This is a genomic window from Paraburkholderia sediminicola, assembly GCF_046026855.1.
In the GTDB taxonomy this organism is placed as follows: Bacteria; Pseudomonadota; Gammaproteobacteria; order Burkholderiales; family Burkholderiaceae; genus Paraburkholderia; species Paraburkholderia sediminicola_A.
Window position 1 is genome coordinate 109,197 of record NZ_JAQQET010000021.1, and the last position, 17,963, is coordinate 127,159.

Consider the following 17,963-nt stretch of genomic DNA (forward strand, 5'->3'; position numbering starts at 1 on the left):
ACGTAGAAAGCGGTTGAACGAAATTACCGATCGATCCACCCTAATCTTTCAATTTGCCGCTAGTTACCGGCGCAAAGCGCGGCGTTGACCGACCGTTCACGGTGAGTTAGACGCCAATCGCCCGCAATTGCTTATCCAACAGGTTGCCGCTATTCTACCGTGCCGACTCTCAAAATGTGACAGTCGGACGAGAATTGCGCCTCGAATCGCGCCCCGGACCGGCTGACGGGCTTTTGCGAGGCCCCGCCGCCATCCGGGCGCAGTTGCGGTGCCCACGGCGCGCTGAAATGACGCTGCTGCAATCTCCGGTTAGCCACCGTGCAGCGACGTCAATGCAGCGATGTTTCATTCGAGCGCTTTTTTCCGCTCACGTTCCCCAGCCCACTGATGCCGCCCACCGTATTCATCGTCTCCGACGGTACCGGGATCACTGCCGAAACCTTCGCGCATTCGATCCTCTCCCAGTTCGACCAGAAATTCCGCCTGGTTCGTGTGCCCTTCGTCGACTCGACGGAAAAAGCCTACGCCACGCTAGAAAAAATCAACGAAGCGATCCTGCAGGACGGCCGTCGTCCGATCGTCTTCACTACGCTGGTGGACAGTGCGTCGAATCAGATCGTCAAAGGTTCGAATGCGCTCGTGCTGGACATGTTCCAGACCTTCGTCGAGCCGCTCGAACAGGAACTGGAGCTCAAGTCGAGCCACGCGATGGGCCGCGGCCATCAGAACGCGGATACTGAGGAGTACAAAAACCGGATCGAGGCGATCAACTTTTCGCTCGCGCACGACGACGGTCAATCGAACCGCAATCTCGCCGACGCCGACGTGATTCTGGTCGGCGTGTCGCGCAGCGGCAAGACGCCAACGAGCCTGTATCTGGCGATGCAGTACGGCGTGAAAGCGGCCAACTATCCGCTGATTCCGGAAGACTTCGAACGCGGCAAGCTGCCCACGCCGCTATTGGCGCATCGGCAGAAGATGTTTGGTTTGTCGATCGATCCGCAACGTCTGTCGGAGATCCGTAACGAGCGCCGGCCGGGCAGCAAGTACGCTGCGCCGGAAAATTGCCGTTACGAGATCAATGAAGCCGAAGCCATGATGCGCCGTGAAGGAATCAAGTGGTTGTCGTCGACGCATAAGTCGATCGAAGAGATTGCGACAACCATCCTGCAGGAGATCAAACTGGACCGGCCGGCTTACTGAGCGCAGCCTGTTCTGGAGATGCGCGTGGCGTTCAGATGACGGATGCCACGCCACTCATGTCATGCCGCTAAAGTCACGCGCGGCGCTGCTGGCGGCACTGTTCGAACACGCAGACAGCCGCCGCGGCCGCCACATTGAGCGATTCCATGCCGCCTGGCTGGGGAATCGTCACCCGCAGCGACACCACATCGCGCCAGGCCTGCGACACGCCCGCCCCTTCGTTGCCGAAGACCCACGCGAGCGGTCCGCTCAGATCGCAGTCGTAGATCGCCTCGGCACCGTGCGAATCCGTAATGACGATCGGCACCGCCAGGCGCTCGATTAGCGCCTGCGTTTCGACATCCTCGTGGATCTGCAGCAGAAAATGCGCACCCATGCCCGAGCGCAATACCTTCGACGACCATGCGTATGCCGTACCCGGCGCGCAAAATACCTGCTGAATACCGGCGGCCGCCGCGCTGCGCAGAATCGAACCGACGTTGCCGGCGTCCTGCACGCCATCGAGTACGAGGCAGGTTTCTTCGACCTTCGCCGGCAGCCGTGTGTCGAGTTTTTCGACCAGCAGCAGAATCCCGACACCGTGCACGACGTTCGACAACTGGCCAAACAATGCGTCAGGCAGCGTGACGATGTGCTGCTCGTCGATGCGCGACACGATGGCCTGCGCTTCGTCGTGGCGCAGCGCGCCCTCGGTGACGACGCACATTTCCGGCTGCCCGGCGACGTCGAGATAGGCGCTCGCGAGATGGAAGCCTTCGAGCAGCGCGTGGCCGCTGCGGCGCTGCTGATGCGTCGAGCCGGCCAATGCTTTTAGGCGCTTGTAGAGCGGATTGTCCCGCGAGGTGATGGCTTTCACAGGCAGCGAAGACAGTGAGAATGAGGAAAGAGTTGGCGACGCGCCGGGCCACACAGGGCGCTCAGGCGCCGTTGCGTTCGCCGAAGGCGTCGTCGTCGAGCATGGCGCCGGTGAGGGTGCCGGACACGACGATCACGTCGCCCGCAGGCAGCTTCAAACCCGTGCCGAAGCGCAAATGCGCTTCACGCACTGGCGCAAAGGAACGCCGATGATGCTCACAGGGTCCATGTTCGCGGAGCGCCGCCAGATGCTGCGGCGTGCCATAGCCGGCATGGGCGTTAAAACCGTAGACCGGATAGGTTTGATGCAATTCGAGCAGCATCCGGTCGCGCGTGACTTTGGCGAGAATCGACGCCGCCGAAATGCTCTTGACGAGCGCATCGCCACCGATCACCGCCTCGCTGCGAATGCTCAGCGTCGGGCAGCGATTGCCGTCGATTTTTACGAGTGTCGGCACGACTGAGAGGCCTTCGACCGCCCGCTTCATCGCCAGCATCGTGGCGTGCAGGATGTTCAGCGTGTCGATTTCCTCGACGGTAGCGGACGCGATGCAGTACGCGAGCGCCCGATCGACGATCTTGTCGTACAGCTCGTCGCGCTTTTTGGCGCTGAGCACTTTCGAATCGTCGAGGCCGCGAATCATCGGCTTCGACGGATCGAAAATCACCGCGGCAGCGACCACCGGGCCAGCCAGTGGCCCACGCCCGGCTTCGTCGACCCCACAGACGATGTCATCCGGCGTCTCGAAGTCCATGCCGACCTGCTGCGCCGCAGCACCTGCAGCGCTCGCAGCCTTGCGGCGTGGTCCGCGCGCCGTGCTCACGGCCGCGCCTTCCGATTTTCGACGACGCTCGCCACGACTTCCGCCGCACGCTGCGCGGTGTTCTGCTTCAGCACGTGATGCATCTCCGTGAAGATTTCCGTCAGCGTGCGCCGGTTGGCCTCGTCGCGCAACTGTTTCAGCGTAGCTTCGGCAAGCGCTTGCGGTGTGGCGAAGTGCTGCAGAATTTCCGGCACCACAAAACGTCCCGCCAGAATGTTCGGCAGGCCGACGTACGGCAGATAGCCCTGGCGGCGCATGATCTGGCCGGTCAGCCAGGGCACCTTGTACGAGATCACCATCGGCTTCTTCAGCAACGCGGCCTCCAGCGTCACTGTGCCGCTCTTGACGAGGATCGCATCGGCCGCCGTCATCGCGATCTGCGACTGGCCGTCTGTGATGGTCAGTGCGAGACCGGGATGCGCATCAACCAGCGGCCGCAGCATTTCGCGCAGCGCGGGCGTGGCCGCGGGCATCACGAAACGCAAACTGGGCTCCTGGTGCTGCATCATCTCCATCGCGGCAAAGAACGTCGGACCGATCAGATCGATCTCCGAGCGCCGGCTGCCCGGTAGCACCGCGATAATCGGACCGCTTTCAGCAAGGCCGAGCGTGCGGCGCGCGCCGAGCGTATCGGGTTCGAGCGGAATCTCGTCGGCAAGCGGATGGCCCACGTAGGACGCCGCGATGCCTGCCTTTTCCAGCAGCGCTGTTTCGAACGGGAACACGCACAGCATGTGGTCGACCGCCTTGGCGATCTTCTTGATGCGCCCGCCCCGCCACGCCCAGATGGACGGACAGACGAAGTGAACGGTCGGAATACCGGCTTCGCGCAACGGATGCTCAAGGCCGAAGTTGAAATCGGGCGCATCCACGCCGACGAACACCGACGGCGGTTCAGCCAGCAGTTGGCGCTTCAGTTCGTTGCGGATGCTGAGGATTTCGGGAATATGCCGCAGTGCCTCGACATAGCCGCGTACCGTCAGTTTTTCCATCGGCCAGTGGGCATCGAAGCCCGCGGCGATCATGCGCGGGCCGCCGATCCCATAATACTGGGTACCGGCGGGCAGACGGCTCGCGAGGCCGTCGAGCAGTGACGACGCCAGCAGGTCGCCGGACGGCTCGCCAGTCACCATCGCGACACGCAGCGGAGTCGGGTTCAATGCCATCGCTTAGCGGATGATGCCGCGTTGCGACGCTTCGACGAACGCGAGCAGCGTTTGTACCGGCGCATCGCCATCGCCACCCGCGGACGCGAGTTCGCGCAACTGCACCTTCGCGTCTTCGAGCGACAGGCCGTTCTTGTACAGCAAGCGGTACGCCGAGCGCAGCGCCGAAATCGCGTCCGCGGAGAAACCGCGGCGGCGCAGACCTTCGACGTTGATACCGTGCGGTTCGGCCTTGTTGCCGGCAGCCATCACGAACGGCGGGACGTCCTGCACGAGCGCCGAAGCCCCGCCCAGCATTGAGTGCGCACCGATGCGCACAAACTGATGCACGCCCGACATGCCGCCGATGATCGCGTGGTCGCCAACGATCACATGGCCAGCCATCTGCGCATTGCTCGACAGAATGACGTTGTTGCCGACGTGACAGTCGTGCCCGATGTGCACGTAGGCCATGATCCAGTTATCGTCGCCCAGCGTGGTGACGCCCGAGTCCTGCACCGTGCCGGTGTGGATCGTGGTGAATTCACGGATCGCGTTGCGATTGCCGATCACGAGCCGGGTTGGCTCGTCCTTGTACTTCATGTCCTGCGGACGGCCGCCGACCGATGCGTAGTGACCGATCCGGTTGTCTTCGCCGATCGTAGTGTGACCTTCGATCACGCTGTGTGAACCGACCGTGGTCCGTGCGCCGATCGTCACATGTGCGCCGATGACGGCATACGGTCCGATCTCGACGGATTCGTCGAGTTGCGCGCCCGGTTCGACGATCGCAGTGGGATGAATCCTGCTCATGCGTCCTCGCTTCTGATTCTGTTGCGTTGTCTGGATGGGCGTAGCCGGAAGCTTGCAGGGCTTGGGATAAGCCGCTGACTGCCCGGGAACCGGCTTAAACGTCTTTGTCCGTGTGCCGCACCGCGCACATCAGATCGGCTTCCGCCGCCACGGCACCATCCACTTCGGCGCGCGCCTTGAACTTCCAGATGCCGCGCATATGACGCTCGAACGTGCAGTTCAGGATCAACTGATCGCCCGGTTCCACTACGCGCTTGAAGCGCGCGTTGTCGATGCCCACGAACAGGTACAGCGTGTTCGACGGATCGCTCGGCTCTTCCGAAAACGTCAGCAAGGCCGCCGTTTGCGCGAGTGCTTCGAGAATCAGCACGCCGGGCATCACCGGACGGGTCGGAAAGTGACCCTGGAAATACGGTTCATTGATCGACACGTTCTTCAACGCTTTGATGCTCTTATGCGGCTCGAGTTCGAGCACCCGGTCAACCAGCAGAATCGGGTAACGATGCGGCAGCAGCGTGAGAATCTTATGAATGTCGAGATTGATTTTTTCGGTGCTCATGGTGTTTCTACTCACGCATTGACTGCGCGATGATGACTGCAGATGCTGGTGCAGGTGGGTTGGTAACGCGTGCTGCCGGCGCTTGCCGTAACCCGGAGGCCATGCCACCCGGTCACGGCAACCGACTTTGCTCCTGATGCTTGCCCGCTATTTTACGCGGTGCCGGCAGGTTGCCCTACGGTTGCTCTGCGAGTCGGCCTGATATTCAGGCTTTGTCGCCTGCGGAATTACTTGCTGCGTGGGCCGGCTTGCTTGCCGAAGCGGCATTTTCGAGCGCCTTGATACGGTCGCGGAGTTTGTCGATGTTACGCAGCAAAGCGGCGCTCCTGTTCCAGTCGGCATGGTTCACAGCCGGGAAAGCGCTGGTGTACATGCCGGGCTTCAGCAGCGACTTCGACACGCCCGACTTCGCCGTGACGATTACATAGTCCGCCAGCGTGACGTGACCGGCAATCCCAACCGCGCCGCCGATCATACAATGACGGCCGATCGTGGTGCTGCCCGCGATGCCCGCACAGCCGGCGATCACCGTGTAAGCGCCGACCTTGCAGTTGTGGCCGATCTGCACGAGATTGTCGATCTTCACGCACTCTTCGATGATCGTGTCGGCCATGGCGCCGCGGTCAATGGTGGTGTTCGCGCCGATTTCGACGTCTGCCGCGATCGACACACCGCCAACCTGCGGAATCTTCACCCAACTGCCGGTACGCGCATCGCCTTCGCCCACGAAATCCGGCGCGAAGCCAAAACCGTCCGAACCGATCACCGCGCCCGCGTGCACGATCACGCGCTCGCCGAGCTTGCAGCCATAGTACACGGCGACATTCGGATACAGATGCGAGCCCGCGCCGATCCGCGTGCCGCGACCGATCACCACATTGGCATCCAGGCGCACGTTTTCGCCGATCACCGCGCCCGCTTCCACCGTGACGTGCGGACCAATCACCGCGCTCGCGGCGACCTGAGCCGACGGATCGACCGTCGCGCTCGGGTGCACGCCAGGCAAAGCCTTGGGCGCCGCCATGTCGATGAAAGTCTGCGCGACACGCGCGAAGTAAGCGTACGGATTCGGCGTGACGATGAAGTTACGAGCGTCGCGGGAGGCCAGCTTCGCGAGGTCGTCGGCATTGATCAACACCGCGCCCGCACGGGTCGTCTCGACCTGCGACAGATACTTCGGATTGGCGAGGAACGCCAGTTGGTCCGGGCCTGCCTGGTCGAGCGGCGCCAGACTGCCGACGCGCTGTGAACCATTTCCGACTACTTCACCGCCAAACCGCTGGACGATGTCCTCGAGCGTAAATGCCATGCCTATCCTGTCTCCTGTGTCGATCGGAGTAAGCGCTTCAGCGCTTACTCCGATCCCATGCAACGCTGTCGACCAGAGTTGGCGCTTTAGCGGTTACTCTCTGGTCCCATGCAACATGGTTGCTGCAAAATCAGTCCAGCTTGTCAGTTCTACAGCCGCGCGCTGCGAACCGGCTTACGACGCCGGCGGCCCACGGCCGCGTTCAGTTGCCCGACGCCGCCAATGCCTTGAGCACCTGATCGGTAATGTCGATGCGCGGGCTCACATACACCGCTTCCTGAACGATCAGGTCGTAGTGCTGCTGCTCGGCGATCTGCTTGATTACCTTGTTGGCCCGGTCGAGCACCGCCGCCAGCTCCTCGTTGCGGCGCTGGTTCAGGTCTTCGCGAAACTCGCGTTGCTTGCGCTGGAAGTCCGTATCCATCTGCGACAGATCGCGTTGCTTCTGCGCGCGATCGGCGGCCGACATCGACGCGCCGTTCTTGTCGAGCGAGTCGGACATCGACTTCAGCTTCTGCGCCATATCGGCCAGATCCTTGTCGCGCTTGGCGAACTCTGCCTCGAGCTTGACCTGCGCAGCCTTCGCGGCAGCCGATTCACGCAGGATACGGTCCGAATTCACCGCAGCGATCCGGGCTTCCTGCGCGTGTGCTACCCCCGCTACTCCGACACCCAGCGTCATTGCCAGCGCGAACGCACACGCCACACGTTTCGAAAACATACCGGTTAGCAAAGTCATCCTCTCGATACTGTAGTTTGGCGGGGCCCGCCGCCGGGAGCCGCCCATAACCGGGCCGTTCGCCGGATCAGAACGCCGTCCCGATCTGGAACTGGAACTTCTGATACTGGTCGCCGGTGTGCTTCGTGAGCGGGAAGCCCAAGCTGAGCTTGAGCGGGCCGATCGGAGAGATCCAGGCAAGACCGACACCATAGCCATAACGCAGACCGTTCGCGCCGATGCTGTTGCCTTCCGTACCCCAGACGTTACCGGCGTCTAGGAACGTGAAGACACGCAACGTGCGGTCGTAGCCCGTGCCCGGCAGCGGGAACGTCAATTCGACGTTACCCACCAGCAGCTTCGAGCCGCCGATCGGATCGTTCGTCTTCGCATCACGCGGGCCCAGCGAGCTCGGCTCGTAGCCCCGCACCGACCCGATACCGCCGGCGTAGTAGTTCTTGAAAATCGGGTATGGCTTGCCACTCAGGCCGTTACCGTAACCGCCCTGGAAGTTGAAGCCCAGCACGAAACCACGCGCAAACGAATAATAGTATTGCGCGTTGATGTCGGCCTTGTAGTACTGCGTACCACCGAGCGGCGTGCCGTATTCGGCGTTCGCCTGCGTAAAGTAACCGCGGCTCGGCACCAGTGCGCTGTCACGCGCGTCGCGCGACCAGCCCACCGTGATCGGCACGTTGTTCGACACACGTCCAAACTGGTTCACATAGTCGATATAGCTTTGCGGCGTATTCGCGTCGATGTCCAGCTGGTTCTGCTCGAGGCCGGCACCAAAGTACACCGTGTCGACTTCGGAGAACGGAATACCGAACTTCAGGTCACCACCGATCGTGACGATCTTGAAGCTCGAATCCGTCGAGTAATACAGCGGCTGATATGTACGGTAGTAGACGTCGGTAATCCGCTTGATACCGTCGACCGTGAAGTACGGGTCGACCTGCGTGACCGTCAACGTACGGTACGTCTTGGCGGTATTCACGTTCACCGCGAGACTCGTACCCGAACCGAACACGTTGTCCTGCGACACGCCAGCGGAGAGCACCACCTTGTCGGTCGACGAGAAGCCCGCGCCCAGCGTGATCGCGCCGGTCGGCTTTTCAGCCACCTTGACGTCCACATCGACCTGGTCCGGCGTGCCTTCCACCGGCACCGTGGTCACGTCGACATCGGTAAAGTAGCCGAGGCGGTTGATCCGGTCTTTCGACAGCGCGAGGCGATTCGAATCGAACCACGAGCTTTCGAGTTGGCGCATTTCGCGGCGCACCACTTCGTCGCGAGTACGCGTATTGCCGACCACGTTGATGCGGCGCACGTACACGCGGCGGCTCGGGTCCACCTGCAGCGTCAGGTCGACCTTGTGGTGTTCCTGATCGATCTGCGGCTGCGCGTTGACGGTGGCAAACGCATAGCCGTATTCGCCGAGCTTGTCGACAATCGCCTTGGTCGTGGCTTGCAGCTTTTCAGCCGAGAAGCGGTCACCCGGTTTGATCTTGATGAGCTTGGCCAGCTCCGGCTCACGGTCGAGCAGGTTACCCGCCAGCTTGATGCTGCTGATCGTGTACGGCTCGCCTTCGTGCAGCGTGACCGTCAGATACATGTCCTTCTTGTCCGGCGTGATCGACACCTGGGTCGACTCGATATTGAACTCGAGGTAGCCGCGATTCAGGTAATACGAGCGGACGTTTTCGAGGTCGCCGGTGAGCTTGTCTTTCGCGTACAGGTCGTTCTTCGTGTACCACGAGAACCAGTTCGGCGTGGACAGCTGCATTTCGTCGCGCAGCGTACCCGTGCTGAACGCCTTGTTGCCGATGAAGTTGATCTGGCGGATCTTCGCGCTCGGCCCTTCAGCCACCGAGAACAGCACCGACACGCGGTTGCGGTCGATCGGCGTGATCGTGGTGGTGACTTCGGCGGCGTAGTAGCCGCGCGTCAGGTACTGGCGCTTCAGTTCCTGCTCGGCCTTGTCGACGAGTGCCTTGTCGTAGTAACGGCCTTGCGACAAACCGACCGCGCGCAGCGCCTTGGTCAGGTTGTCCTTGTCGAACTCGTGAATGCCGGAAAAGTCGATCGTGCCGATGGCCGGACGTTCCAGCACCTGCACGATGACGACATTGCCCTGGGTCGCGATCTTGACGTCGTTGAAGAAGCCCGTGGCGTACAGCGCGCGAATGGCTTCAGAAGCCTTGTCGTCGCTAAACGTGTCGCCCTGCTTGATGGGCAGGTAGGCGAACACGGTACCGGGTTCGACGCGTTGCAATCCCTCGATCCGGATGTCTTGCACCACGAAGGGCGTTGTTGCGTGAGCAACCAGCCCATGCGCGGCAAACGCCGCGGCTATAACCGTCTTTGGAACAAAGCGATGAGGTTTAAACAACGTGCTTCCCCAGTGTGTATAGCTGCATCAGGTCGGGCGGTCGCCATCGTGAACGCCGCCAGACACTTTAAAAATGGATTAAACGAGCCAGATCGTTGAACAGCGCAATCGCCGACAACGCGACGATGCAGGCGAGACCCGCCCTCTGAAAAACGAGTTGCCAGCGATCGGAGACAACTTTGCCGGTTACAGCTTCAACCAAATAATATAACAGATGACCCCCGTCCAATACCGGAATTGGTAACAGGTTCAGTACGCCGAGGCTAATACTGACAAGGGCCAGGAACGACAGGAATGCAGAAGGACCTAGACGTGCGCTCTTTCCTGCGTAATCCGCGATCGTGACAGGACCGGAAAGATTCTTCAGCGAAGCCTCGCCGACGATCATTCGTCCGAACATGCGCACCGAATAAACAGCCAGATCCCACGTACGGCGTGCGCCCAGTTGCAGACTTTCGAGCGGCCCGTAACGCACGTCGATCGACGGCACCTGGGTGGCGAGTTCCGCGCCGATACGGCCGATCTGCTGCCCCGTCGCGTCATCATGCTGCGACTGCGGGACGATGCGAACGTCTTCCAGCTTGCCCGCCGCCGGCCCGCCACGCTCCACTTGCAGCGTCACAGGCTTGCCAGCGTGCGATTTTACATAAGCGATGAAGGCCGTGGCATTGTCGGTAGGAATACCGTCGACTGCGCGAAGCCGGTCGCCCACCGCAAGGCCTGCCTTTTGCGCTGCGCTATCCGGCTGCACGCCCGCGACCGTCAGCTTGCCACCACCCGGCTCGAAACCGAGATGTGACATAAAGTCGTCGTCGACGTCTTTCTCGGTGATGCCGCGCAGATCCAGCTGGAAATCCGAGGTGCCGTGGGCATCTTTCGCGCTCAGCACAACACGCTTGTGATCGAATGCCGCGCCCAGCAATTTCCAGCGCAGGTCGGACCACGAGCGCACGCGCTCGGATTCACCGGCGTTCTCGGCACGCACCGCGACGATGGTTTCGCCACCGTCGAAGCCGGCCAGCGCCGCTGGCGTATTCGGAGCAGGCGCGGCAACCACGGCCGCAGGTTCCGTCACGCCGGTAGCAAATACCAGCGCGAACAGCACGATGGCGAGCAGGAAGTTCGCGACCGGGCCCGCAGCGACAATCGCAAACCGGCGCCACACCGACTGCCGGTTGAAGGCATGCGGCAAGGCTTCAACCGGAATCGGCGCCCCGCCGGTCTCGCGCTCGTCGAGCATCTTCACGTAGCCGCCGAGCGGTAGCGCGGCAATCGTCCATTCGGTACCCGTTTTCGGGCTCACCCATTGGAACAGCGGCTTGCCGAAGCCAATCGAAAAGCGCAATACCTTGACGCCGCACAAACGCGCGACGCTGTAATGCCCGTACTCATGAACGACCACGAGCACGCCGATCGCGACCGCGAAGGCAAGCAGTTCGATCAGCAGATTCATAGGCGCCTCACTGGACGGCGCGTTCCGTGCGACGGGCGCCGTCCGGCAGACGCACGATGAAATCGGCAGCGGCGCGGCGTGCAGCGGCGTCGGCCTCAATCACGTCTTCGAGCGCGTGCGCGCTGCGGTTCGGCAACGCGTTGAGTACGGCGTCGACAACCTGAGCGATCGCCATGAAACCGATCTGACGCGACAGGAACGCTTCAACGGCGACTTCGTTCGCGGCATTCAGAGCTGCGCTAGCCACCCCACCCTCGGCCAGCGCCTTCACCGCGAGCGCGAGACACGGGAAGCGTGTGTAATCCGGCTTTTCGAACGAAAGCGACGCGACCTGCAGCAGATCGAGCTGCGCCACACCCGAATCGACGCGATCCGGAAATGCCAGCGCATGCGCGATCGGCGTGCGCATGTCGGGATTGCCCAGTTGCGCGAGCACCGAACCGTCGGCGTACGACACCATCGAATGAATCACGCTTTGCGGGTGAATCAGCACCTCGATACGCTCGCCCGGCAAATTGAAGAGCCAGTGCGCCTCGATCACTTCGAGGCCCTTGTTCATCATCGTGGCGGAGTCGACCGAAATCTTGCGGCCCATGACCCAGTTCGGATGCTTGCAGGCCTCGTCAGGCGTGACGTCGACCAGCGAGGCCGGTTCGCGGGTGCGGAACGGGCCGCCCGACGCGGTCAGGATGATCTTCGAGACGCCGCCATGCAGCGCGGCTTCGCGCGGCAGGCATTGGAAAATTGCGTTGTGTTCGCTGTCGACCGGCAGCAGTACCGCGCCGTTGTCGCGCACCGCGTCCATAAAGATCGCGCCGGACATCACCAGCGCTTCCTTGTTGGCGAGCAGAATGCGTTTGCCGGCACGAGCGGCAGCCAGGCTGGGCGCGAGGCCGGCAGCGCCGACGATCGCCGCCACCACCGTATCGCAGCCGGCGCTCTCCGACACGTCGACGAGCGCTTGCGGTCCGTACGTGACTTCGGTCTTGCAACCCGCTTCGCGCAGCTTCGCAGCGACGCGTGCGGCCGTATCGGCATCGCCGACCACTGCCACTTCAGGCTGAAAGCGCAAGCATTGCTCGACGAGCTTGTCGCCGTTGCGATGCGCCGTGAGCGCGTAAACCGAGAAGCGCTCTGGATGACGCGCGACGACGTCGAGCGTACTGTCTCCAATCGAGCCCGTTGAACCGAGCAATGTCAGACGTTTTTGCATATCTCTTTCTCTAGCCGAGCAGCAGCATGGCAAGCGGCAGCACCGGCAACAATGCGTCGATGCGGTCGAGTACGCCACCGTGCCCAGGCAACAGGCCGCTTGAATCTTTCACTCCGGCCTGGCGTTTCATCATTGATTCGAACAGGTCGCCTACCACGCTGAATGCCACCAGCAGGGTCAGTGCGAGCAGCGTACGTACGGCGCCCAATTGCGCCAGCAGCGCAGAATACAGGGTCGGCTCGAACGCGTGCAAAAAGACCGCCGCCGCGGCGACGATCATCACCACCAGCCAGCCGCCGATTGCGCCCTCCCAGGTCTTACCCGGGCTGATGGCAGGCGCCAGCTTGTGCTTCCCGAAGGCCTTTCCTGAGAAGTATGCGCCGATATCGGCCAGCCATACCAGGAGCAGCAGCGACAGCACGAACGGCACGCCCTTCATGCGCGCGGCGACGAGAGCATGCCAGCACGCGACGAAAACCACAATGCCAGCAAGGAATAGAAAAGCGCGCCAGGCGCCTTGCGCGAGGGTCGGCTTGCGCAGCAGCACATATGGCCCCGCGATCACCCAGAAAATCGCGGCCGCCTGAAAGAGCGGCCGGGGCTCCTCGACGCCGGTACCGAGACGTGTGCTCGCGACCAGCGCAACGGCGGCCACCAGCGCGTAAACGATCGGGCCCGCGCCGCCGAGCTTCAGCAGGCGCGCCCATTCCCACGCAGCGAACACGACGACGAAGGCGATCAGCGCGCCGAACGCGCCCACCGGCGCGAACAACGTGACCGGCAGAAAGACCGCCAGCAGGATGATCGCCGTGATGACACGGGTCTTTAGCATGGAAGCGAATCGACGTTTTGCGATTGCGGCTCGAGTTGAGCACTGGTGCGGCCGAAGCGGCGCTCGCGCTCCGCATAGGAAGCGATAGCGTGGCCGAGCGCGTCCGCATCGAAATCCGGCCAGAAGGTGTCGGTGAAGTAGAACTCGGTGTAGGCGAGTTGCCACAGCAGGAAGTTGCTGACGCGGCGCTCGCCGCCGGTGCGGATAAAGAGGTCCGGCTCCGGCGCATAGGCCATTGACAGGTGTTCGGCGAACGAGTCCTCGTTCACCTCAACAGCCTTGCCCGCCAGCGCCGATTGCTCGGCAAGCTTGCGGGTGGCCTGCATGATGTCCCAGCGGCCGCCGTAGTTGGCGGCGATGGTCAGCGTGAGACGGGTATTGCGTGCGGTTTTGGTTTCTGCGCGCTTGATCAGGTCGCGAATGCGGGTGTCGAATTTCGACAGGTCGCCCACTACCCGCAAACGGATGCCGTTCGCGTGCAGCTTGCCGATCTCGCGCTCCAGCGCGGTGACGAACAGGCGCATCAGGAACGACACTTCGTCGTTCGGGCGGCGCCAGTTTTCCGAGCTGAAGGCAAAGAGCGTCAGATATTCGACGCCCTGCCGGGCGCACGCCTCGACGGCCGCACGCACCGCGTCGACGCCGCGCGTATGGCCGGCCACGCGCGGCAGCCGGCGTTGGGTTGCCCAACGGCCGTTGCCGTCCATGATGATCGCGATATGTCGCGGCACCGCGGCGACATCAGGCACGCGCACGGTTGAGCTGGTATAGGTCATGGCCGTCGGGACAGTGACTGCAAAAAAAGAAGTGGAAACCCTGAAACTGTTGAGTGCCCCCAAACCTGCCGCTTCGCGCCGGGCCCCCGAGGGGCAATAAAACTTGGGGCGGACCGGCATTTTCCTGGGAGCCAACGGCCTCAGACCGTCATGATCTCGGCTTCTTTGGTCACTACCAGTTTGTCGATTTCGGTAACGAACTTATCCGTCAGTTTCTGAACGTCGTCACCTGCACGGCGTTCGTCATCCTCTGAAATTTCCTTGTCTTTAACGAGCTTTTTCAGTTGCTCGTTTGCGTCGCGGCGCAAGTTACGGATGGCGACCTTGGCCGTTTCCGCTTCGCTCTTGACCACCTTGGTCAGTTCGCGGCGGCGTTCTTCGGTCAGCGCGGGCATCGGCACGCGGATCACGTCACCTTGCGTAGCCGGGTTCAGACCGAGGTCCGATTCGCGGATCGCCTTTTCGACGACCTGGACCATCTTCTTTTCCCACGGCTGCACGCCGATCGTACGTGCGTCGATCAGCGTCAGGTTCGCGACCTGCGAAATCGGCACCGGCGAACCGTAGTAGTCGCACTGGATGTGATCGAGCAGGCCCGTGTGTGCACGGCCCGTGCGGATCTTCGACAGATCGTTCTTGAACGCGTCGATGGAACGCTGCATCTTTTGTTCAGCGCCCTTCCTGATATCAGCCACAGACATTTTTAAGCCTCCGAACCTTCAAAACGGTGCGAGCCGGCCAGCGCGCGCGATATGCGGCGGCCTGGGCCCGCGTTAAAGCCCACGTTATGTGAACGAGAGTTTACACGTGGACGAGGGTGCCCTCGTCTTCGCCTTGTACGATGCGTTTGAGCGCGCCCGGTTTGACGATCGAAAACACCCGGATCGGCAGCTTCTGGTCGCGGCACAGCGCGAACGCCGTGGCGTCCATCACCTGCAGATTGCGGCCAATTGCTTCGTCGAAGCTGATCGTGGTGTAACGGGTCGCGCTCGGGTCTTTCTTGGGGTCGGCGGAATAGACGCCGTCCACCTTGGTGGCTTTCAGCACGACTTCCGCGCCGATTTCCGAGCCGCGCAATGCAGCGGCCGTATCCGTCGTAAAGAACGGGTTGCCGGTACCGGCCGCGAAAATCACGACTTTGCCTTCTTCGAGCTGGCGAATCGCGCGGGGCCGGATGTACGGCTCGACCACCTGGTCCATGCGCAGCGCGGATTGCACGCGCGCTTCGATACCGGCGTGGCGCATTGCGTCCTGCAGCGCCAGCGCGTTCATCATGGTGGCCAGCATGCCCATGTAGTCAGCCGTGGCGCGATCCATACCGGCCGCGCCGCCCGCCACGCCGCGGAAAATATTGCCGCCGCCGATCACCACGGCCAGCTGCGTTCCGAGACGGACCACTTCGGCCACGTCAGCTACCATTCGTTCGATGGTTGCGCGATTGATGCCAAAGGCATCGTCGCCCATCAGAGCTTCACCGGAGAGTTTGAGCAGGACGCGTTTATAGGCAGTGGGCATAGGGGTATCCAGATCGCGCAGAACAGGGCAACAACAAGGGACTAATGTAGGGGTGAAATGCTGATTCGGGCAAGCGTCGCCAAATTGACGAACCCTGGGGTTCGCCAGCGGCGTGCGCCACGAGGGTCACCCGCGCGCAGCCTTGCGGCGCCGCCGACCGCGGCAAAGTCTTGCTCCGCCGCGGGTCCAACGGTACTAACTGAAGCTTAAGCGATGCTTATTGTTGCTTTGCAGCAGCGACTTGAGCGGCCACTTCAGCTGCGAAGTCGTCCTGCTTCTTCTCAATGCCTTCGCCGACCACGAACAGCGCGAACTTCTGCACGCTCGCGTTGCCAGCCTTCAGCATCTGTTCGATCGTCTGCTTGTCGTTCTTAACGAACGTCTGGTTCAGCAGCGACACTTCCTTCAGGTACTTCTGCACGCTGCCGTCGACCATCTTGGCGACGATTTCAGCCGGCTTGCCCGATTCAGCAGCCTTTTGCTCAGCAATGCTGCGTTCCTTGGCGATCAGATCCGCCGGGACGTCGTCCGAGGACAGCGAAACCGGCTTCATTGCGGCGATGTGCATGGCCACGTCCTTGCCGACCTGCTCGTCCGCGCCGGTGTATTCGACCAGCACGCCGATACGCGTACCGTGCAGATACGCTGCCAGCTTGTTCGCGGTATCGAAACGCACGAAGCGGCGGATCGACAGGTTTTCACCGATCTTGCCGACCAGTGCCAGACGCACTGCGTCGACCGTCGAGCCGTCCAGCGGCAGTGCCGACAGAGCCGCGACGTCAGCCGGGTTTTGCGTAGCGACCAGTTCAGCGACGGTCTTCGAGAAAGCCAGGAAGTCGTCGTTCTTCGAAACGAAGTCGGTTTCGCAGTTCAGTTCGACCAGCGAACCCGCGTTGCCGCCGATAAACGATGCGACCACGCCTTCAGCCGTGACACGCGACGCTGCCTTGCTAGCCTTGTTGCCCAGCTTCACGCGCAGCAGCTCTTCAGCGCGCGCCATGTCGCCGTCGGCTTCCGTCAGCGCCTTCTTGCATTCCATCATCGGCGCGTCAGTCTTTGCGCGCAGTTCTGCAACCATGCTTGCGGTAATTGCCGCCATCATTTGCTCCTTGAGTTCCGTCTGTCACACGCCGCCCGGACTTCGATACCGGCGGCAAGAATTCGTTTCAACGTCGCACGTATTTTTTACGGACTACGCTTAGGCACTGCTCACAGCGCCACTACTTTGTCGCGGCTTAAAAAAAGGGGGCCTGTAGAAAGCCCCCTTTTTTGCCGGACACGGGGCAGCTTTACGCTTCCGAGTTGACCTCGACGAACTCGTCGCCGTCGCCGCCACGGGCAGCTTGCACCACTTCGTTGACCGCGTTTGCACGGCCTTCAAGGATCGCATCAGCCACGCCCGCCGTGTACAGAGCGACAGCCTTCGAAGCGTCGTCGTTACCCGGGATCACGTAGTCGATGCCAATCGGCGAGTGGTTCGTGTCGACCACGGCGATGACCGGCACGCCAAGCTTGTTAGCTTCGGTGACGGCAATCTTGTGGTAGCCGACGTCGACCACGAAGATCGCGTCCGGAATACCGCCCATGTCCTTCACGCCGCCGATCGACTTTTGCAGCTTGGCCATTTCGCGTTCGAACAGGAGCGCTTCTTTCTTGCTCATGCGTTCGGTTTCGCCGGCTTCCAGCGCTGCTTCCATGTCTTTCAGGCGCTTGATCGATACTTTCAGCGTCTTGAAGTTGGTCAGCATGCCGCCGAGCCAGCGTGCGTTGACGTACGGCATACCAGCGCGCTTTGCTTCTTCAGCGATGGTGTCGCGCGATTGACGCTTCGTGCCGACGAACAGGATCGTGCCGCGATTCGCTGCCAGTTGACGCGCGTACTTCAGCGCGTCGTTGTACATCGGCAGCGTCTTTTCGAGGTTGATAATGTGAATCTTGTTGCGATGACCGAAAATGAAGGGGGCCATCTTCGGGTTCCAGAAGCGCGTTTGGTGACCGAAGTGGACACCGGCTTCCAGCATTTGACGCATGGTAACTGCCATGAAAATCTCCGCGAGGGTTGGGTCTTAAGCCGGCTGCCGCATCTGCCGCGCCGCCATTGCTTTTCTGGCTGAACGCGACGGACACCCTGGGTGCGCCGGCTTGCGAGTCTGCTGCCCTGGTACTGCTACCCCGTAGCGCAGGCAACTATCGCTACAGAGGGTCTTTCCCGCCGGTTTGCGCCCATTAGAACAGCAATAAAGCAACAAAATAAGACAGGGATCGACTTAGCCAAAGATTATAGCACGTGACTATCGGCCGACTCAACCCGCGCGGTAGCTCCTGCTTGCCGCAGCCGGGTTGCACCTACGCGCTC

At 61.8% G+C, this 17,963-nt stretch carries 17 protein-coding genes; 1 reads left to right on the top strand and 16 read right to left on the bottom strand.

Annotated elements, in window-relative coordinates; translation table 11 throughout:
- Nucleotides 1-387 precede the first annotated feature (387 nt).
- On the top strand, nucleotides 388-1,203 hold the full coding sequence (gene ppsR / locus PQR40_RS23155; protein ID WP_408223624.1) for a phosphoenolpyruvate synthetase regulatory kinase/phosphorylase PpsR: 816 nt from the start codon (nucleotides 388-390) through the stop codon (nucleotides 1,201-1,203).
- A 73-nt stretch (nucleotides 1,204-1,276) separates the two neighbouring features.
- Here the strand turns inward: ppsR and PQR40_RS23160 are convergent, their stop codons facing one another.
- From PQR40_RS23160 to rpsB, 16 genes are all read right to left on the bottom strand, one after another.
- Nucleotides 1,277-2,059: a TrmH family RNA methyltransferase gene (locus tag PQR40_RS23160; RefSeq protein ID WP_408509938.1), complete on the bottom strand. Its 783-nt coding sequence runs from the start codon at nucleotides 2,057-2,059 to the stop codon at nucleotides 1,277-1,279.
- Between the two features lie 61 nt (nucleotides 2,060-2,120).
- A complete protein-coding gene (rnhB, locus tag PQR40_RS23165) occupies nucleotides 2,121-2,882 on the bottom strand; it encodes a ribonuclease HII (RefSeq protein WP_408509939.1) in 762 nt (253 codons plus the stop codon).
- On the bottom strand, nucleotides 2,879-4,048 hold the full coding sequence (gene lpxB, locus PQR40_RS23170) for a lipid-A-disaccharide synthase (protein ID WP_408335974.1): 1,170 nt from the start codon (nucleotides 4,046-4,048) through the stop codon (nucleotides 2,879-2,881). The genes rnhB and lpxB overlap by 4 nt, the downstream gene beginning before the upstream one ends.
- Before the next feature lie 3 nt (nucleotides 4,049-4,051).
- Nucleotides 4,052-4,840, bottom strand: a complete 789-nt coding sequence (gene lpxA, locus PQR40_RS23175) for an acyl-ACP--UDP-N-acetylglucosamine O-acyltransferase (protein ID WP_408223636.1) — start codon at nucleotides 4,838-4,840, stop codon at nucleotides 4,052-4,054.
- Nucleotides 4,841-4,934: 94 nt separating this feature from the next.
- Nucleotides 4,935-5,399, bottom strand: coding sequence for a 3-hydroxyacyl-ACP dehydratase FabZ (fabZ, locus tag PQR40_RS23180; protein ID WP_408209799.1), 465 nt, complete (start codon nucleotides 5,397-5,399; stop codon nucleotides 4,935-4,937).
- A gap of 205 nt (nucleotides 5,400-5,604) precedes the next feature.
- The gene (gene lpxD, locus PQR40_RS23185; RefSeq protein WP_408223639.1) at nucleotides 5,605-6,708 is read right to left on the bottom strand and encodes a UDP-3-O-(3-hydroxymyristoyl)glucosamine N-acyltransferase; all 1,104 of its coding nucleotides are present in this window, start codon (nucleotides 6,706-6,708) and stop codon (nucleotides 5,605-5,607) included.
- Nucleotides 6,709-6,910: 202 nt separating this feature from the next.
- Entirely contained in the window at nucleotides 6,911-7,447 is a 537-nt protein-coding gene (locus tag PQR40_RS23190; RefSeq protein WP_408223642.1) for an OmpH/Skp family outer membrane protein, read from the bottom strand.
- A 67-nt stretch (nucleotides 7,448-7,514) separates the two neighbouring features.
- Entirely contained in the window at nucleotides 7,515-9,818 is a 2,304-nt protein-coding gene (bamA, locus tag PQR40_RS23195; RefSeq protein WP_408223645.1) for an outer membrane protein assembly factor BamA, read from the bottom strand.
- Nucleotides 9,819-9,885: 67 nt separating this feature from the next.
- Nucleotides 9,886-11,271: an RIP metalloprotease RseP gene (gene rseP / locus PQR40_RS23200; protein WP_408389132.1), complete on the bottom strand. Its 1,386-nt coding sequence runs from the start codon at nucleotides 11,269-11,271 to the stop codon at nucleotides 9,886-9,888.
- 7 nt (nucleotides 11,272-11,278) lie between these two features.
- Nucleotides 11,279-12,484 (bottom strand): 1-deoxy-D-xylulose-5-phosphate reductoisomerase, encoded by a 1,206-nt coding sequence (locus PQR40_RS23205; protein ID WP_408223651.1) that lies wholly within the window; start codon nucleotides 12,482-12,484, stop codon nucleotides 11,279-11,281.
- A gap of 10 nt (nucleotides 12,485-12,494) precedes the next feature.
- Nucleotides 12,495-13,316, bottom strand: a complete 822-nt coding sequence (locus PQR40_RS23210; protein ID WP_408223654.1) for a phosphatidate cytidylyltransferase — start codon at nucleotides 13,314-13,316, stop codon at nucleotides 12,495-12,497.
- A complete protein-coding gene (gene uppS / locus PQR40_RS23215) occupies nucleotides 13,310-14,092 on the bottom strand; it encodes a polyprenyl diphosphate synthase (protein ID WP_115780231.1) in 783 nt (260 codons plus the stop codon). Before uppS ends, PQR40_RS23210 begins: the two co-directional genes overlap by 7 nt.
- Before the next feature lie 140 nt (nucleotides 14,093-14,232).
- Nucleotides 14,233-14,793: a ribosome recycling factor gene (gene frr / locus PQR40_RS23220; RefSeq protein ID WP_028199370.1), complete on the bottom strand. Its 561-nt coding sequence runs from the start codon at nucleotides 14,791-14,793 to the stop codon at nucleotides 14,233-14,235.
- 100 nt (nucleotides 14,794-14,893) lie between these two features.
- Complete coding sequence (gene pyrH / locus PQR40_RS23225) at nucleotides 14,894-15,607, bottom strand: UMP kinase (RefSeq protein ID WP_011488865.1); 714 nt, start codon at nucleotides 15,605-15,607, stop codon at nucleotides 14,894-14,896.
- A 217-nt stretch (nucleotides 15,608-15,824) separates the two neighbouring features.
- Nucleotides 15,825-16,706, bottom strand: coding sequence for a translation elongation factor Ts (gene tsf / locus PQR40_RS23230; protein WP_201073229.1), 882 nt, complete (start codon nucleotides 16,704-16,706; stop codon nucleotides 15,825-15,827).
- A gap of 190 nt (nucleotides 16,707-16,896) precedes the next feature.
- Nucleotides 16,897-17,649, bottom strand: a complete 753-nt coding sequence (rpsB, locus tag PQR40_RS23235; RefSeq protein WP_325046815.1) for a 30S ribosomal protein S2 — start codon at nucleotides 17,647-17,649, stop codon at nucleotides 16,897-16,899.
- Nucleotides 17,650-17,963 lie beyond the last annotated feature (314 nt).

Coding starts and splice junctions, on each gene's coding strand:
- fabZ (WP_408209799.1), bottom strand. CDS start 5,399: ATGAGCACCGAAAAAATCAATCTCGACATTCATAAGATTCTCACGCTG.
- lpxD (WP_408223639.1), bottom strand. CDS start 6,708: ATGGCATTTACGCTCGAGGACATCGTCCAGCGGTTTGGCGGTGAAGTA.
- lpxA (WP_408223636.1), bottom strand. CDS start 4,840: ATGAGCAGGATTCATCCCACTGCGATCGTCGAACCGGGCGCGCAACTC.
- pyrH (WP_011488865.1), bottom strand. CDS start 15,607: ATGCCCACTGCCTATAAACGCGTCCTGCTCAAACTCTCCGGTGAAGCT.
- rseP (WP_408389132.1), bottom strand. CDS start 11,271: ATGAATCTGCTGATCGAACTGCTTGCCTTCGCGGTCGCGATCGGCGTG.
- uppS (WP_115780231.1), bottom strand. CDS start 14,092: ATGACCTATACCAGCTCAACCGTGCGCGTGCCTGATGTCGCCGCGGTG.
- ppsR (WP_408223624.1), top strand. CDS start 388: ATGCCGCCCACCGTATTCATCGTCTCCGACGGTACCGGGATCACTGCC.
- PQR40_RS23205 (WP_408223651.1), bottom strand. CDS start 12,484: ATGCAAAAACGTCTGACATTGCTCGGTTCAACGGGCTCGATTGGAGAC.
- PQR40_RS23210 (WP_408223654.1), bottom strand. CDS start 13,316: ATGCTAAAGACCCGTGTCATCACGGCGATCATCCTGCTGGCGGTCTTT.
- rpsB (WP_325046815.1), bottom strand. CDS start 17,649: ATGGCAGTTACCATGCGTCAAATGCTGGAAGCCGGTGTCCACTTCGGT.
- PQR40_RS23190 (WP_408223642.1), bottom strand. CDS start 7,447: ATGACTTTGCTAACCGGTATGTTTTCGAAACGTGTGGCGTGTGCGTTC.
- frr (WP_028199370.1), bottom strand. CDS start 14,793: ATGTCTGTGGCTGATATCAGGAAGGGCGCTGAACAAAAGATGCAGCGT.
- tsf (WP_201073229.1), bottom strand. CDS start 16,706: ATGGCGGCAATTACCGCAAGCATGGTTGCAGAACTGCGCGCAAAGACT.
- lpxB (WP_408335974.1), bottom strand. CDS start 4,048: ATGGCATTGAACCCGACTCCGCTGCGTGTCGCGATGGTGACTGGCGAG.